Genomic DNA, 16,492 nt, shown 5'->3' with positions numbered 1-16,492 from the left:
CCCGCGGCGCGGCCCCGGTGCCCTGGCCGGCCCGGACGCGCCCGGTGTCTCTCCGAGTCTGTGAACGGTTCGCCGTCGGGGTGGTTCCGCCACCTGAGCGGCTGACACGCCAGACTTCCCATCGATCTCTCGCTGTGAGCTGATCGCACCCATCCACGCGCCCTCGGCCAGGGCCCCCGCCAGTCCAGGAATCACTCGTTCCGGGACGGGCGGCAGGGCCCGTTCCGCGCTGCTGCCGCCCGCCCGGCTCCGAAAGGACCGTGGCCGTGGCCCGCAATCGACATCAACCCCATGCCCCGCGCGGTGGCGAACCGCGCCGCGACACCGGAGCGCCCCGCACCGAGCCGCGCCGTACCGAACGCGACCGGGCGAGGCGTGCGTACGGGCAGAACTTCCTCGTCGACCCGGGCGCCGTCGCCCGCGTCGTCCGCGCCGCCCGCCCCGGGCCCGGCGATCTCCTGGTGGAGGTCGGCGCGGGCAAGGGGGCGCTCACCGAGGCGCTGGCCCCGCGCTGCCGTGAGCTGATCAGCTATGAGATCGACCGGCATCTGATCCCGGGGCTGCGGGAACGGCTCGCCCGCTGTCCGCGGGTCCGAGTCGTGCACCAGGACTTCCTGACCGCGGCGCCGCCGCGTGAGCCGTTCGCCCTGGTCGGCAACGTGCCCTACGCCCGTACCGCCGAGATCGTGGCCTGGGCGCTGCGGGCGGTGCCCCGGCTGACCTCCGCCACGCTGCTCACCCAGGCGGAGTACGCCCGTAAGCGCACCGGGGACTACGGCCGCTGGTCCCTGCTGACCGTACGGTCCTGGCCGGAGGTCGAGTGGCGGCTGTGCGGGCGGGTGGCGCGTACCGCCTTCCGGCCGGTGCCCGCGGTGGACGGCGGGATCCTGCGGCTGACCCGGCGGCCGCGGCCGCTGCTCACCGACCCGGCGGCCCGGTCCGCCTACGCGGACCTGGTCGAGCTGGGCTTCACCGGGGTCGGCGGCTCGCTCCACGCGTCACTGCGCCGGGTCTGCCCCGCCCGTGCGCTCGACCGGGCGTTCCGGGCGGCCGGGCTGGGGCGGGACGTGGTGGTGGCGTATGTGACACCGGAGCAGTGGCTGGTCCTCGCTCAGGAGCTGACCGAGGTGGTGGCCGGAACGCGTGCTTCGGCCGTTTCGAAGGAGTTGATGGTGCGGGTGAAGTCCCGGGTGGACAACAGCAACTTGTAGATGATGGCCAGCTCGAAGACGAGCAGCAGCACGCCCGATACGACGGTCGTCGCCACCACCGCGTCGACGGCCGGGCCGATGATGAACACGCCCATCTGAAACTCGATACCGCTGATGAGATGAGCGCGGATGCGGTGGCGCTGCAGGAAGTTCCGGCACCGGACCCACCACGGGAAGCGGCGCCGGAACTCCTGGTGCAGATCGACGACGGCGGGGCGGCGCGCGGCCGGGGCCGAAACCGAGGCGGCCGTGGCCTCCAGGGCCGCCGTGGCTTCCTGGGCCGCCACCGGCTCCCGAGGAGCGACCGGCTCCAAAGGAGCCACCGTGTCGCGGTCCGTCTCCAGGTCGGCCTCGGGGTTCTCCCGCAGCAGGTCCTCCATGAAGGCCAGCTCGGCCTGGTTCTCGGCCTTGCGGGCCGCCCGCATCCGCGCCTTGATCTGCTTGCGCATCCCGTGCCGGATCTTGAAGATCTCCAGCGAGTCGATGTAGCGCAGCGCGTCCAGGGAGGCGACGGCCAGCGCCAGCCACAGATACAGGACGTCATCCGTGCGCGCGTACTGACCGCCCATCAGGGCGACCGCGCACACCAGCACCCGGATCCGGTCGAAGACGAAGTCCAGCCAGGCCCCGAAGACCGAGCCGGTGCCGGTCAGCCGGGCCAGCTTGCCGTCCATGCAGTCGAAGATGAAGCTCACGTGGTAGAGCACGGCCCCGAGCAGCAGCCATCTCCAGTCGCCCTGAGCGAAGCACGCGGCGGAGCCGAGGCCCACCAGGAACGCACCCCAGGTGAGCTGGTTGGGGGTGGCTCGGGTGTACCTGGCGGTCCAGCGGACCAGCGGTGTGGCCACCGGGTCCACGAGCATGACGGTCCACCACGCGTCTCGCTTCTTCTCGGTGATCCGGCGGACCTCGGCGAGCGGCGGTATGTCTCGGGGCATGGTCAATCTTCCTGGCGTTAGGCATGAATTCACCTGAAGGTAAGAAGCCATTAAGAGAAGAGACAAGGTCGGGCAAGGGCAACCTTTGCCGGGGGTCAACGGTCTGCTTGGAGGACCGGGTCCATGGCAGGACCAGGTGCGTCGGCGGCTGGTCGGGACGGCGCGGGGCGAGGCGGGGCGAGGCGGCGCGGGGCCGCGCGGGGCGAGGCGAGACGGCGCGGGGCGGGGCGGGTCCTACCGCTGGTAGCGGGCGAGCACCAGATTCCCGTCGTCGACCAGCCGCTCCCGCAGCTCCCCCATTCCGATCGCCCCGCTGTAGTACTCCTGCAGCGCCGGGGTGGCCACCTTGTCCTTCCACTCCGGGTAGCCGCGCACCGTCTGGGCGGGCGCCGGGCGCAGCTGTCCGGCCAGGGCGGTGCCGGTGGCCCAGCCGTGGCGGCGGGTGTGCAGGGCGGGGTCCCGCAGCGCGGTCCGGCCGGTGGGGAGCATCCAGTCGCCCCGGGCGAGCCGCACCATGTGCGGCGGGCGCAGGAGGAAGTCGATGAAGCGGGCGGCCTCCCGCTGGTACGGGCTGTCGGCGGCGATGGACAGCGTCTGCGGGCTGACCCCCTGCCGCTGGTCGCCGCCGGGCCCGGCCGGGGACGGCAGTACGGTCCAGGCGAACCCCTTGGGCGCCTGCTGCGTGATCTGCTGGCGGTAGGAGAAGCCGAGCGGCACCATGGCGTACTTCCCGCCGAAGAAGCCGGGGAGGGTGTCGGAGCCGCCCATGCCGAGGGTGGTCCGCGCGGCGGTGCGGTCGCCGCCCAGCTGGTCGTGGATGACGCGGGGCACCCGCTGGTCGGCGGGGTCGAACCGGACGGTGACCTTGCCGTCCGCGCCCCGGTGGAAGACCTTGCCGCCGGTGGAGAGGGAGAGGTTGAGGGTCGCGGAGACCGGCTCCTTGAGCGGCCAGGCCACCCCGTACGTCCCGTCGCGGGTCAGCTCTTCGGCCGCGTCCTCGAACTCGGCCCAGCTCCAGGGCCGTTCGGGGGTGGGGATCCGCACCCGGGCCCGTTCCAGCAGCGTGCGGTTGGCGATGAGCACGCGCGGCTCCTGGAGGAACGGCACGCCGTGGACGCCACCGTCGAAGGTGGCGGTCTGCCAGGTCCGGGGCGGGATCTCGGCCTTGAGCCGCCGGGGCAGCAGATCGGTGAGATCGGCGAGATAGCCGCCGTAGGCGAAGTCGGCGAGGTCGTCGGTGGCGTCATGGATGATGTCGGGGGCCTCACCGCCCTCGAAGGAGGTGAGCAGCTGGTCGTGGACGCCGTCCCAGCTGCCCTGGACGTACTCGACCCGGATGTCCGGATGGGCCGCGTTCCACTCCCCCACCAGCTGTTTGTTGGCCGCCACCGATTCCCGCTGCCAGGCCAGGGACTGGAAGCGCAGGGTGATCCGGCCGCCGGTCGCCCGCCGCCGCTCGGGCGCACAGCCGGACAGCAGCGCCCCGGTGGCGGACGCGGCCAGCAGCGTTCGGCGGCGCATCAGTGCTTCACCGCCCCGGCCAGGGTGCCGCTGGTGATCCGGCGCTGGATGAACGCGAACAGCACGAGCGAGGGCAGCGTCGCCAGCAGGGAGGCGGCGGCGAGCGGGCCGAGATCGGCGACGCCCTCGGTTCCGATGAAGTGGGTGAGGATGATCGGCATCGTCTGTTTCCGCGGGGATTTGAGCAGGACGAGCGCGAAGAAGAACTCGTTCCAGGCGGTGATGAACGCGAAGAGGGCAGTGGCCACGATGCCAGGGGTCAGCAGCGGCATGGTGACGGAGATCAGCACCCGCAGTCTGCCCGCGCCGTCCACGGCCGCGGCCTCCTCCAGCTCGCGCGGTACGGCCCGTGCGTACCCGGCCAGCATCCACAGGGCGAACGGCAGGGACCACACCACGTAGACCATGATCAACCCGGTGAGGGAGTCGATCAGGCGGACCTCCTTGAGCACCAGGAACAGCGGGATGATCACCAGGACGAAGGGGAACGCCTGGCTGACCACGATCCAGCCGGTGGCCGCCCGGGACAGCGAGGAGCGGTGGTGGCGGGCCATCACATAGGCCATCGGGGTGGCGATGACAACGGTGATGACCGCGGCGGCGAGGGAGGCGATCAGGCTGTTGCCCGCGGACCGCAGCAGCGGCTGCTCCTCGAACGCCTGGCGGAAGTTGTCGAGGGTGGGATGGTCGGGGATCCAGCCGGGGTGGAGGCTCGCCAGCTCGCGCGGCGGTTTGAACGCGGTGGAGACCAGCCACAGCAGAGGGAAGGCGAGGAAGACCAGATAGCCGAGGAGGGCGAGGTACTGGCCGGTGCGCGCCGCGCGGCGCCTGGCGGTGGGGCCGCGACGCACGGCGGCGGGGCTACGCATGGTGCTGGGGTCGCGGCGCGCGGCGTCGGGGCGGGGACGCCTGTCGGTGGGGCGGGTGCTCATGCGTCCTCGTCCCCCTTCAGCCGGGCCACGAGATGGACGGCCAGCAGGATGGAGACCACCGCCACCAGCACACAGCCCATCGCCGCCGCGTAGCCGAACTGGCCGTAGCGGAACGCCTCTTCGTAGGCGAAGAGCATCGGCAGCCGGGTGCGGCCGCCGGGCCCACCGCCCGTCAGGACGTAGACCAGCGCGAAGGAGTTGACGTTCCAGATGAAGCTGAGCGCGCTGATGGCGAGGGCGATGGGCCTGATGGCGGGCCAGGTGACGGCGCGGAAGCGGCGCCAGGCACCGGCGCCGTCCATGGCCGCGGCCTCGTGCAGTTCGCGCGGCACATTCGAGAGCCCGGCCAGCAGGGTGACCGTGACCTGCGGAAGCCGTGCCCAGATGCCGACCACGACGACGGCGGGCAGGGCGGTGGACAGACTGCCGAGCCAGTCGCGGTGGGTGCCCAGCGTCTCGTTGAGCACCCCGGCGTCGGGGTGGTAGACCAGCCGCCACATGATGCCGACCACGACCTCCGGCATCGCCCAGGGGACGATCGCGAGCGCCCGCGACAGCCAGCGGAACCGCAGGTCCTGGTGGAGCAGCAGCGCGAGGCCGAGCGCGAGCAGGAACTGCGGTACGGAGACGGCCACCGCCCACACCAGGCCGATCCGGAACGACTCCCAAAAGAGGGTGTCGCGCAGCAGGTCCTGGAAGTTGAGCAGCCCGATCCACTGGGTGGGCTCGGTGCGGCCCGCCTGGGAGTCGGTGAAGGCGAGCGCGATGCCGTAGAGGAGCGGGCCGACACTGAGGAGGAGGATCGGGATCAGCGCGGGCAGGACCAGGAACCACGCCCCGTGGGCGGGCCCCTGACGGCGCGTCACGCGGCCGCCCGGGCCCTTGGCGGAGCCCCGCCCCTTGGCGGAGCCCCGCCCCTTGGCGGAGCCCGGGTCCGAGCGCGCCGGGTCGGCGGTCGCGGGTATCACGGCTGGGCCCCCTTCGGACGCGGTGGGAGGGCGGCCCGGGTGGGAGAGCCCACGTCATCGTGCGGAGGGCGGGCGGTGCAGTCAAGCGGTTCTGCCTGCGACAGACGACGCGACGGTCGATCGGGCCGTCGGTACGGCGCTACGGACGTCGATGCGGTCGTCGGTACGGCACATTCGGTACGGCACATGGCGCAGGGCTCAATGCGAGACTTGGCCGTCGGCAGGAAGAGGTCGGCGAGGAGGGCGAGGAGAAGGGGCATGGCGGTGGCGGAGGTCGCGTTCACGGAGGAGCGGGCGCGGGCGGTGCTCTCGGCCGCGCTGCCGCCCTACCGAGCCGGTGCGGCGGAGGCCCGGCTGCTGGCCCTCGGTGAGAACGCCGTCTTCGCCGTCGACAGCCTCTCCCTGGTGGTCCGGATCAGCCGCGACCTGGAGGTGTGGGACCGGGCCGCCCGGGAGCTGAGGATCGCCGACTGGCTGGCCCGGGAGGGGCTGCCCGCGGTCCGCCCCGACCGGCGCTTCGGCTCCGAGCAGCCGCTTCCGTTCGCCAACCATCTCGTCACGTACTGGCAGCGGCTTCCTGACCCGGTACGCCCCGCCGGGGCGCGCGACCTCGCGGAGCTGCTGCGGATGGTGCACGCCCTGCCCGACCCGCCCGGCGACCCGGCGCCGCTCCCGCTGCCGCGCCGCGATCTGCTGGGCGGAGTCGAGCGCTGGCTGCGGCTGGCCGGGGACGCGATCGACCCGGCGGACGCGGCGTATCTGCGCGCCCGCCGGGACGACTTCGCGGCCGCCGTCGAGGAGCTGACCCCGCGCCTCACCCCCGGCCCGATCCACGGCGACGCGCTGCCGCGCAATGTGCACATCGGCCCGGACGGCCCGGTGCTGGTGGACCTGGAGACCTTCTCGCACGATCTGCGCGAGCACGATCTGGTGGTGATGGACCTGTCCCGGGACCGCTATGGGCTCGGCGCGGCGGAATACGACGCGTTCGTGGCGGAGTACGGCTGGGACGTCCGCGAGTGGCCCGGCCGCGCGGTGCTGCGGGGCGCACGCGAGACCGCCAGCTGCGCCTGGGTCTCCCAGCACGCCCCGGGCAACCCGGCGGCGCGCGCCGAGTTCGCCCGCCGCATCGCCTCCCTGCGTGAGGGCGACACGGCGGTGCGCTGGCACACGTTCTGAGCGAACGGCTCCCCCCGGTCCAGGGGCAGGCCCTGGACCCCGAGGCCTGGGGCGGAGCCCCGCCTTCCAGCCCCTCCGGCGTTTGAGGAGCGGGGTCTGGGGCGGAGCCCCAGTTTCGGGAAGGGGCGGGGAGGGGAGCAGCCCGCCGCAGGCGTACGGGCGGACCGGCCAACGCGCCGTGCGGCATTGGCTCAGGCGCGCCACCCCGGGTCGCGGCCGCTCAAGGCGATCGCGCGATCCAGCGGCGGCGCGTCGGCCGGGACGGGGACCCTGGGGCCGAACAGCTCCTTCGGGCGCTCCTCGTCCGGGACCGCCGACAGCCATCCGATGATGGTCTCGACGCTGCCGGGATCGCAGTCGTAGGGCTGGCCGGTGGCGCGGGCGAGATCCCAGCCGTGGATCACCAGCTCGTCCAGCGCCACGATGCCCATCATCTGGGCGGGCATGGTGACGCCCCCGGCCTCCGTGGTGCCCAGCCAGGCGGACGGCTCGCGCCAGGCCACGGCCAGCGCGTCCAGGCGGCGAGGCAGCTCCTGCCGCCAGTCGGGGTCCAGCCGGTCGGCCGACCCCTGCCCGGGGGCGGGGCCCGCCCCGGTCGTGGTCTTCTCGGCGGCGTGGCGCATGCCGAGGGCGAGCCCCATGAAGTGGTCGAGCAGATCGGCCACGGTGTAGGCGCCACACGGTGTGGGCGCGGTGAGCTGCTCGTCCGAGACGCCGCTGAGCAGCGCCGTCACCCGCTGCGCTGTGGGTCCGAAATCGATCATGGTGGTCTGTTCGTCGGTCACGGTCGTCTTCTCCTCGCTCGAGTCCGCGGTCCGTCCCCCTCACCCGTACGGACCGGCTGTCCCCCTCACCCGTACGGACCGGGCGGCCGCCGGAAACTCATCGGTGCGGGACCGGCGGCCGTACGCGCTGCGGCCGTACGCGCTGCGGCCGTACGCGCTGCGGCCGCGCGCTCCGCTATCCGCTGTCCGCTGTCCGCCCGGCGGGCCGCTGCCCCGGTCACCCCACCACGGCCCCCGCCTCCCGCAGCGGCCAACCGCCGTCCACCACCGCGTCCGGGGTGCCCTTGCGGCGCAGCCAGGACTGGAAGTCGGCCGCCCAGTGCGCGTACCACCCCACCTGCTTGCGGTGGAGGTCCCACAGCTCGAGCCCGGCGACCTCGCCGTACCGCTCGGCGAGCGCGCAGGCGACCCGCACCGCGGCCAGCGCGTCCGCCCCGGCGTCATGCGCGCGGTCGTGCACCACTCCGTACTCCCCGCAGACGGCCTCCAACGTGCGCTTGCCCTTGCGGTAGCGGTCGACGGCGCGGTCTATCGTGTACGGATCCACGACGGGGCCGGTCTCCGCGCCCTCCAGCCGCTCGCTCAGCGGGCGCAGCCCGTGCCGCCCCAACTCCGCGGCGAGCAGGCTGAGATCGAACGCCGCGTTGTACGCCACCACCGGGGCGCCGGCGCGCCAGTGGGCCACCAGCACCTCGGCGACCTCCTCGACCACCTCGCGCGCGGGCCTGCCCTCCGCCGCCGCCCACTCACCGGTGATCCCGTGCACCGCCACGGCGTCGTCGGGGATGGGCACTTGGGGGTCGGCCAGCCACTCGCGCCGCCCGACCGGCTCCCCGCCCCTCACCTCGACCACGGCCGCCGTCACGATCCGTGCCGTCCGCGGATCGGTGCCCGTCGTCTCCAGGTCGAATCCGATCAGCAGCCCCCGGTGCCAGCCCATGGCCGCCCCTCCCTTTGTCGTGCTTCCCCCATGTGTGCACCACCTTCCCATGCACCACTGACAACGGCCGGTGCCCCGTACCAAGTCCTCAGACGTCTGAGGACTTTGTGTTAGAGTCCGCCGTGCTCGGATGATCGTTCAGGGAGAGGCGGCGCGGTGGCGGCGGAGACGGCACGCTTGCGGCACGGACCCGTGGTGCCGCGGATCGAGAGCGCCCTGCGCGCGATGCTCGCCGAGGGCCGCTGGCGGCCCGGCGAGCGACTGCCCAACGAGGTGGCGCTCGCCGCCGAACTGGGCGTCGGCCGCTCCTCGGTGCGGGAGGCCGTACGCCTGCTGGCCCATGACGGGCTGGTCGAGGTGCGCCACGGATCGGGCACCTACGCCGCGCGCCCCCCGGCCCCCGCCGGGGACGGCGATATGCGGCGGCTGCTGCGCCGGGCCCGGCTGCGGGAGGTGTACGAGGTGCGCCGCGCCCTCGAGGTCGAGGCCGCCCGGCTGGCCGCCGGGCGCATCCGCCCCGAGGACATCGGGCGGCTGCGGGACCACCTCGCACTGCGCGAGGAGCGGGCCGGAGGCGATCCGTCCGCCTTCGTGGACGCCGATCTGGCCTTCCACCGGACCGTGGTGGAGCTGTCGGGCAACGCCGTGCTGCTCGGCCTGTTCGCCTCCGTCCTGCCGGTCCTGCGCGAGGCGCTGGTGGAGATGGTCAGCCATGAGCCGGCGCTGCCCGATGTGTCCTGCGCCCACGCCGAGCTGCTGGACGGGCTGGCGCGCGGGGACGCCGACGCCGCGATCGCGGCCACGGTCTCCCACCTCGAGGCCGTCATGGAACTCTTCGGCAGCGACACGCGCGCATACGAAAGCGAAAGCGACACCAGCGAAAAGGAGGTGGCGGCCCCGTGACCGCCCCGGCCGTCCCCGTCCCCGTCCCCGTCCCCGTCCTCAGGCTGCGCGATGTGGATGTGGTGCGCGACGGCGCCCCGCTGCTGCGCTCGATCTCGCTCACCGTCCACCAGGGCGAGCACTGGGCGCTGCTCGGCTCCAACGGCGCCGGCAAGTCCACCCTCCTCAGCCTGGCGGGCGCGCTGGTGCACCCGACGCGCGGCACGGTGGAGGTCCTCGGCCGCACGCTGGGGCGGGTGGACCTGCGCGAGCTGCGGTCGTTCGTGGGCCATGTGGATCCCCGGCATCCGCTGCGCTCCCCGCTGCGGGTGCGGGACGTGGTGCTCACCGGGCTGACCAACACCGTGGAGCCGGTCCCCCGCCACCGCCCCACCCCCGACCAGCGCGACCGGGCCGACCGGCTGCTGACCACCCTCGGCATGGGCGGGAAGCTGGACGCGCGCTGGCCGACCCTGTCGCAGGGCCAGCGCGGCCGGGTGCTGATCGCCCGGGCGCTGATGCCCCTCCCCCGGCTGCTGCTGCTCGACGAACCGGCCACCGGTCTGGATCTGGCCGCCCGTGAGCAGCTGCTGGAGAGCCTGGACACCCTGCGCCGGGACCACCCCGAACTGGCCACCGTCCTGGTCACCCACCACCTGGAGGAGCTGCCCGCCAGCACCACCCACGCCATGCTGCTGCGCACCGGGGAGTGCCTGGCGTCGGGCGCGGTGGACGAGGTGGTGACCACCGACCACATCACCAAGTGCTTCGACCACCCGGTGCGCATCAGCCGCACCGACGGCCGCTGGGCCGCCCGCGCCCTGCGGCCCCCGTACCGAGGCAGCGGCTCCTGAGGGGTGTCGAGCTGTCTGGGGCGGAGCCCCCACGCGGCGGAGCCGCACATCGACGCTGTGCGGGGAGGGGCAGGGCACCGGGCATAACGTCCGTTCAGGACACCGGCCGGGAGTCCGCCCAGACGCTCTCGAACTCCTCGCGGTAGGTGCCGAAGAGCCCGCCCTCGCCCTCCTCGGCCCCGCCCTCGCGGACGACCTCGCGGCCCCGCCCGCCGCCGCGCAGCACCAGGACCGGGGCCTCCATGCCCCGGGCCTTGCGCAGGTACGACTGGACGACCGCGAGGCCGTCCGCGCCGTCCCCGTTGACCAGGTAGGCGGTGAAGCGGGGCGTCTCGTCGAAGACGTGGATCTCGAACGCGCCCGGGTCCCGCAGCCGGGCGCGCACCCGCCGCATATGGAGGATGTTCATCTCCACCGAGCGGCTCATCTCGCCCTTCTTCAGGCCGAGCTCGCGCTCCCGCCGCCGCACCGCGCTGCTCGCCGGGTTGAGGAAGAGCAGCCGGGCCCGGCAGCCGGATTCGGCCAGCCGTACCAGCCGGCGGCCGGAGTAGTTCTGGACCAGGAGGTTGAGCCCGATGCCGACGGCGTCGAGCCGGCGGGCGTTGCCGAAGAGGTCCTCGGCGGGCAGCTGGCGCTGGAGCCGCACCCGGTCGGAATGGACGCCCACGACGTCGGCGTAGCGGTCGCCGACGAGGTCTTCGACGGCGTCGATGGGCAGCCGGTCGGCGGAGGGGGAGCCGGTGCCGCTGCCGAGGATCTCCAGCAGCCGGGCGGAGGCCCGCTCGGCCTGGGCGAGGACCGTCTCGGAGAGGGCGCGGTTGCGGGAGACCACATTGCGGGCGACCTCCAGCTCGTCCAGGACCAGCTCCACCTCGCGGCGGTCGTCGAGATACGGCTCGAAGCACGGCCAGTGCTGGACGAGGAGCTCCCGCAGCTGCGGCAGGGTCAGGAAACTGACGACATTGTCGTCGGCCGGGTCGAGCAGATAGCCCTTGCGCCGACTGACCTCCCGGACCGCGACGGCCCGCTGTACCCACTCCTGCCCGGCGGGGCCGGCCGCGGCGATGACCCAGTCCTCGCCGTGGACCGGTTCGTAGATGGGCCGCAGCACGGCGCTGACGACCGCGCGCAGCCGCTGTTCCACGAGGTTGAGCCAGATGTACGCCCGTCCGGCCCGGCGTGCGCGTGTGCGCACCTCGCTCCAGGCTTCGGCGCCCCAGTCCAGTTCCGCTCCGATCTCCATCGGCCGCACCAGGGACACCGCGCCGGGAGGTGCGTCGGTGGAGCCATCACCCCCGGGACCTCCGTCACCGGGGGGCAGCTCCAGCCCGCCCGAGCTCACCTGTGCACCGCCTTCCGCCCCCGTCCAACGATCACCGCAGACTACTGCGCTGGCGGGGGCGGTGCGACACTCAGGTCCTGCCTATCAGATCAACGTGCCTCTTCTGTATGGCCGTTGTGCCCGGACAGTGCAGGCGGCGTGAGGGGATTCATAGCGGTGACATCGCGCGGGGACAGCTGGAAGCCCTGCCAGTGCACCGGCATCGGCTCCTGGTCCTCATCCCGGGCGATGTGGTGGAACCCGATGTTGACCCACACGATGGGGTGCTTGAGGGTCTGCCCGTTGACCCACTTGTCGACGCTCTTACCGGCAGCGCAGCTGCGCAGATTGTTGCTGGCGAACTGCTCACACTTGTTGTATTCGGTGAAGTAGACGTCGTGTTTGGTGAAACTACGTCCCTGGTACTTGGTGGTGTGGCCGGGAACGATCTCGTAGCTGCGCGGATGGCCGTCCTTGTTCTTGCCCGCCGTGCTGACCACGCGCCACCACCGCGCCGCCGCCGCGTCACCGGCCAGCTCCTTGGTGACCTTGGTGCGGGTGGTCTTGGTCTTCGGGATCCGCCCGGAGGTCGCGGTGGTCTTGGAGTCGTACTGCTCGACCTTGCTCTTGGGCGAGCCGTCCAGCCCGAAGTTCAGCCGCCAGAAGACGTTGTGGGCATGACTGGTGGCGTAGTCCTTGGCGCCCTTGCCGATGGGCCAGCCGCGGCCGTCGCCCGCGTCGTAGTCCATCGGGGAGAGCGTGCCGGTGGCGCCGACCTGCATGGTCATGGTGCCGTCGCCGGAGAACCGCCACTCGGTGATGTACTCGTACCAGCCGACCTGGTTGACGGTGTAGACCAGCAGGTCCTTGCCCTGGAGCTGGTACACCTTGTTCTCACTGCCGGCCCCGAAGCCGCCCTCGCCCATGCGGTACGCGTGACCGCGGGCCCGGGTGGTGGCGCACAGGCCCTTCACATTCGGGTGATCGGGGTCCCAGGCGTCGGGCACCCGCACGGTCTTGATCGTGCCGCCGGGGCACTCGGCCGGATCCAGCTGCTGGAGCCCCTGGGCGAAGTTCTGCCCGGTGAGGTCGTCGTACTCATTGCTGCCGTCGTCGTAGGGCACATGGATCTGGCCCAGCTTCGCCGAGGTCAGCACCTTGATCGGGGCGCTTTCGCCCTTGGGCTGGTACGAGACGTCGTCGAGCACGAGCCCGGCCTTGCTCTCGTAGTGCCAGCACATCCGCCAGGTGGTGCCGCCATCGAGCTTCTGCTCGATTCTGTACGGGGCGCTGCAGTCCGCCGCGGCAGCGGTCCGCGGGGCCGCCTGGGCGCTGCCGACCGGCCCGGCGGCGATCGCCACGGTGCCGAGCAGCGCCGAGGCGCCGATGGCCGCCGCGGCCCGGGCACGGGCGCGGCGGAGCCTGCTGTCAGGCATGGGAAGACTCCTGTAATGAAGCGTTGAGGGGTGTGCGAAGCGCCGGTGCCGGGCGCTTCGGCCGTCAACCGTCAGCGGTCAGCCGTCAGGCATCAGCCATCAGGCGAGCTTGGTGACCTTGTGGGCGCTCAGGTCGATCACCATCTGCCGGGTGTCGATCCAGGGGCCGTTCACCACCCGGGTGAACAGCCGTACGCAGCGGTGCTTGCCGCAGTCCTGGACCGAGGCCGGACCGGGGTTGCTGCCCTCGCCCGCGCGGTAGACGAAGCCGGTGACGGTCAGCTGGTCCGGACGGGTCAGCGCCTTGCCGGTGGCGTTCTTGAAGTCCTTCTTCAGCCCCTCGCCCAGCTTGTCGGCCATCAGCAGCCGCGCGGCCTCCATCACCTCGTCGCGGTTGGGCGGCGGCTGCACCCCGCGCTGGGTGTCGGTGCCGGTGACCTTGCCACTGCCGAGGTCGACCGTCTTGATGACGTAGGTGTCGTCCTTGTAGTCGTAGTACGTCACCTCGGCGCGGCGCGGCGGGTCGGCGGCCCCCACCTCGTCGGGGCTCAGCTCCGCGAGGTCGGTGGAGAGCCGCTCGGGGCCCTTGGCGCCCTTGACGTCCTCACCGCTCATGCGGAAGTCGCGGCCGGCCGCGAGGCTCTGGGCGCGCTTCATCTCGTCGTCGGTCAGCGGATCGCGGCCGCTGCCGGTCTTGCCCTGCTCGGGCGCGTCCTCCACCACACCGGGCAGCTGCCGGGCCGCCTGGCCCTGCTCCGCCGATGAGCTCTGGGGTCCCCCACCCGAACCCTCCTCGCCGGACGCGCTCCCCGGGAGCGTCACCCCGACCATGACCGCCGTGGCGGTGATCGCCACGGCCGCGCCTGCCACCACCTTGCCCAGGTGGCGGTGCATCACCTTGCGCACATCCTCCCCCATTCCCCCCTGTCGTCATATCAGACCGCATAGCGGGATACGCGTATGCGTCAGGTCACCCGGTAGGACGAACCGATATGGCCGTAGGTTGCCTCACTTCTGAGGAAGTTCTGTCGAAAGAGCCGATGACTCCGGCCAGTTGGGAAAGGATGCAGGGTCGGTCAGGTTCCGTCCGGTGCCCGGGGTGCTCGCGGCCCCCGGAGAAGAAGTGGAAGAGTCGACGTATGCAGGTCTGGCCGGGACAGGCTTACCCCCTTGGCGCCACCTACGACGGCGCCGGAACCAACTTCGCGGTGTTCTCCGAGGCCGCTGTCCGCATCGAGCTGTGCCTCCTGCACGACGACGGCTCGGAGACGGCGGTCGAGCTGCGGGAGTCCGACGCGTTCGTGCGCCACGCCTATCTGCCGGGGATCATGCCGGGGCAGCGCTACGGCTTCCGGGTCCACGGCCCGTACGAACCGGAGCTCGGCCACCGCTGCAATTCCGCCAAGCTGTTGCTGGATCCGTACGCCAAGGCGATCAGCGGGCGGATCGACTGGGGCGAGGAGGTCTACGGCTACCACTTCGGGCGGCCCGACCAGCGCAATGACCTCGACTCCGCCCCGCACACCATGGCGTCGGTCGTGGTCAATCCGTACTTCGACTGGGGCGACGACCGCCCGCCGCGCACCGACTACCACCGCACGGTCATCTACGAGGCGCACGTCAAGGGGCTGACCATGCGCCATCCCCGGCTGCCGGAGGAGCTGCGCGGTACCTACGCGGCGCTCGCCCATCCGGCGATCATCGAACACCTGACGGAGCTGGGCGTCACCACGCTGGAGCTGATGCCCGTGCACCAGTTCGTCCACGACCACCGGCTGGCCGACGCGGGCCTGGCCAACTACTGGGGCTACAACACCATCGGCTTCTTCGCCCCGCACAACGCGTACGCCTCCTGGGGCGACCGTGGCCAGCAGGTGCTGGAGTTCAAATCGGCCGTCCGGGCGCTGCACCAGGCGGGCATCGAGGTCATCCTGGACGTGGTCTACAACCACACGGCCGAGGGCAACCACCTGGGCCCCACGCTCTCCTTCCGGGGCCTGGACAACGCCTCGTACTACCGGCTGACCGAGGACCGCCGGTACTACATGGACACCACCGGCACCGGGAACTCCCTGCTGATGCGGTCCCCGCACGTGCTCCAGCTGATCATGGACTCGCTGCGCTACTGGGTGACCGAGATGCATGTGGACGGCTTCCGCTTCGATCTGGCGGCGACGCTGGCCCGGCAGTTCCACGAGGTGGACCGGCTGTCGTCGTTCTTCGACCTGGTCCAGCAGGATCCGGTGGTGAGCCAGGTGAAGCTGATCGCCGAGCCCTGGGACGTCGGCGAGGGCGGCTACCAGGTCGGCAACTTCCCGCCCTTGTGGACCGAGTGGAACGGCAAGTTCCGGGACACCGTGCGGGATCTGTGGCGCGGCGAGCCGAGGACTCTGGCCGAGTTCGCCTCCCGGCTGACCGGCTCCTCCGACCTCTACCAGGGCGACGGGCGGCGCCCACTGGCCTCGGTCAACTTCGTCACCTGCCATGACGGCTTCACCCTGCGCGACCTGGTGAGCTACGACGAGAAGCACAACGAGGCCAACGGCGAGTCCAACCAGGACGGCGAGAGCTACAACCGGTCCTGGAACTGCGGGGTCGAGGGCGAGACCGACGATCCGGCGGTGCGGACGCTGCGCCAGCGCCAGATGCGCAACTTCATCGCCACCCTGATGCTCTCCCAGGGCGTGCCGATGCTCAGCCACGGCGATGAGTTCGGACGCACCCAGGGCGGCAACAACAACGCGTACTGCCAGGACAACGAGGTGTCCTGGGTGCGGTGGCCGGATCACGCCAAGGGGCAGGACGGCGAGTGGGAGGACCGCTCGGCGCTTGAGCTGCTGCGCTTCGCCCGCTCGCTGGTGTGGCTGCGCCGCGACCACCCGGTCTTCCGGCGCCGCCGCTTCTTCCACGGACGGCCGGTGGAGGGCACCCACGACGAGCTGTCGGACATCGCCTGGTTCACCCATGAGGGAGAGGAGATGACCCCGCGCGACTGGCAGGCGGCGCACGCCAAGTCCCTCGCGGTCTTCCTCAACGGCAGCGCGATCTCCGAGCCCGGGGCGCGCGGGGAGCGGATCACCGATGACTCGTTCCTGCTGCTGTTCAACGCCCACCACGAGCCGCTGGACTTCGTCGTGCCCATCGACCACGGCAAGCAGTGGCAGGTCATCGTGGACACGGCGGCGACGGAGGGCGTGGAGCCGGGCAGCGGCTCGAAGGTGGCGGCGGGCGACCGACTGACCCTGGTGGACCGCAGTCTGATGGTACTGCAGCGGCCGGCTTAGGTCTGAGGGGCTCCGCCCCTGGACCCCGGGGTCGACGAGCCGATCGTCGCCGCGCTCGGCTCACCGGCCAGGGCGTCGAACGCACCGCCTGCGACGCGGCCGGGTCTGGGGCGGAGCCCCAGTTTCGGGGAGGGGCCGGGAGGGGAGCGGCCCGCCGCAGGCGTCCGATCCGCCGGACAACACACCTCGGGCCAGGCGCCGCCAAGGCGCGCGCGTCGCGTCCGTTCGGGCGTGCAGAGCT

General features: G+C 72.1%; 14 protein-coding genes. 5 read left to right on the top strand and 9 right to left on the bottom strand.

The genetic code is table 11. From position 1 onward, the window contains the following. The first annotated feature begins 266 nt into the window (after window positions 1-266). Window positions 267-1,211 carry an ErmE/ErmH/ErmO/ErmR family 23S rRNA (adenine(2058)-N(6))-methyltransferase gene (gene erm, locus IEJ02_RS38440; protein WP_317986024.1) on the top strand — a complete coding sequence of 315 codons (945 nt, stop codon included), beginning with the start codon at window positions 267-269 and terminating at the stop codon, window positions 1,209-1,211. Here the strand turns inward: erm and IEJ02_RS38435 are convergent. The 4 genes from IEJ02_RS38435 to IEJ02_RS38420 form a co-directional block, all read right to left on the bottom strand. Next, entirely contained in the window at window positions 1,112-2,149 is a 1,038-nt protein-coding gene (locus IEJ02_RS38435) for a CDP-alcohol phosphatidyltransferase family protein (protein WP_191069032.1), read from the bottom strand. The two genes, erm and IEJ02_RS38435, sit on opposite strands and share 100 nt — an antisense overlap. 234 nt (window positions 2,150-2,383) lie before the next feature. After that, window positions 2,384-3,670: an ABC transporter substrate-binding protein gene (locus IEJ02_RS38430; RefSeq protein ID WP_191069031.1), complete on the bottom strand. Its 1,287-nt coding sequence runs from the start codon at window positions 3,668-3,670 to the stop codon at window positions 2,384-2,386. Then, on the bottom strand, window positions 3,670-4,539 hold the full coding sequence (locus IEJ02_RS38425) for a carbohydrate ABC transporter permease (protein ID WP_191069054.1): 870 nt from the start codon (window positions 4,537-4,539) through the stop codon (window positions 3,670-3,672). Before IEJ02_RS38425 ends, IEJ02_RS38430 begins: the two co-directional genes overlap by 1 nt. Window positions 4,540-4,598: 59 nt before the next feature. Further along, window positions 4,599-5,570, bottom strand: a complete 972-nt coding sequence (locus tag IEJ02_RS38420; protein WP_370467189.1) for a carbohydrate ABC transporter permease — start codon at window positions 5,568-5,570, stop codon at window positions 4,599-4,601. 258 nt (window positions 5,571-5,828) lie between these two features. On the opposite strand from IEJ02_RS38420, the gene IEJ02_RS38415 reads away from it, so the two are divergent. Then, window positions 5,829-6,749 carry a phosphotransferase enzyme family protein gene (locus IEJ02_RS38415; protein ID WP_191069030.1) on the top strand — a complete coding sequence of 307 codons (921 nt, stop codon included), beginning with the start codon at window positions 5,829-5,831 and terminating at the stop codon, window positions 6,747-6,749. A 191-nt stretch (window positions 6,750-6,940) separates the two neighbouring features. On the opposite strand, the gene IEJ02_RS38410 is transcribed toward IEJ02_RS38415, so the two are convergent. Beyond that, a complete protein-coding gene (locus IEJ02_RS38410) occupies window positions 6,941-7,534 on the bottom strand; it encodes a TIGR03086 family metal-binding protein (protein ID WP_317986023.1) in 594 nt (197 codons plus the stop codon). Between the two features lie 217 nt (window positions 7,535-7,751). Then, a complete protein-coding gene (locus tag IEJ02_RS38405; protein WP_191069029.1) occupies window positions 7,752-8,474 on the bottom strand; it encodes a 3'-5' exonuclease in 723 nt (240 codons plus the stop codon). A gap of 177 nt (window positions 8,475-8,651) precedes the next feature. Between IEJ02_RS38405 and IEJ02_RS38400 the strand changes: the two genes are divergently transcribed. After that, complete coding sequence (locus IEJ02_RS38400) at window positions 8,652-9,377, top strand: FadR/GntR family transcriptional regulator (RefSeq protein WP_223865153.1); 726 nt, start codon at window positions 8,652-8,654, stop codon at window positions 9,375-9,377. Beyond that, window positions 9,374-10,210 carry an ABC transporter ATP-binding protein gene (locus tag IEJ02_RS38395; protein ID WP_191069028.1) on the top strand — a complete coding sequence of 279 codons (837 nt, stop codon included), beginning with the start codon at window positions 9,374-9,376 and terminating at the stop codon, window positions 10,208-10,210. Before IEJ02_RS38400 ends, IEJ02_RS38395 begins: the two co-directional genes overlap by 4 nt. A gap of 94 nt (window positions 10,211-10,304) precedes the next feature. On the opposite strand, the gene IEJ02_RS38390 is transcribed toward IEJ02_RS38395, so the two are convergent. From IEJ02_RS38390 to IEJ02_RS38380, 3 genes are all read right to left on the bottom strand, one after another. Then, complete coding sequence (locus tag IEJ02_RS38390) at window positions 10,305-11,552, bottom strand: DUF5919 domain-containing protein (protein WP_191069027.1); 1,248 nt, start codon at window positions 11,550-11,552, stop codon at window positions 10,305-10,307. An 89-nt stretch (window positions 11,553-11,641) separates the two neighbouring features. After that, entirely contained in the window at window positions 11,642-12,967 is a 1,326-nt protein-coding gene (locus IEJ02_RS38385) for a copper amine oxidase (protein ID WP_191069026.1), read from the bottom strand. Window positions 12,968-13,066: 99 nt separating this feature from the next. Continuing rightward, complete coding sequence (locus IEJ02_RS38380; RefSeq protein ID WP_191069025.1) at window positions 13,067-13,885, bottom strand: Tat pathway signal sequence domain protein; 819 nt, start codon at window positions 13,883-13,885, stop codon at window positions 13,067-13,069. Between the two features lie 221 nt (window positions 13,886-14,106). Here IEJ02_RS38380 and glgX point away from each other — a divergent pair, with 221 nt between their 5' ends. Next, entirely contained in the window at window positions 14,107-16,251 is a 2,145-nt protein-coding gene (gene glgX / locus IEJ02_RS38375; RefSeq protein ID WP_191069024.1) for a glycogen debranching protein GlgX, read from the top strand. The last annotated feature ends 241 nt before the right edge of the window (window positions 16,252-16,492 follow it).

This window comes from Streptomyces sp. 5-10 (assembly GCF_014712245.1).
GTDB lineage: Bacteria > Actinomycetota > Actinomycetes > Streptomycetales > Streptomycetaceae > Streptomyces > Streptomyces violaceusniger.
The sequence above is the reverse complement of the archived record's forward strand: the minus strand, read 5'-3'. Positions and strand labels throughout refer to the sequence as shown.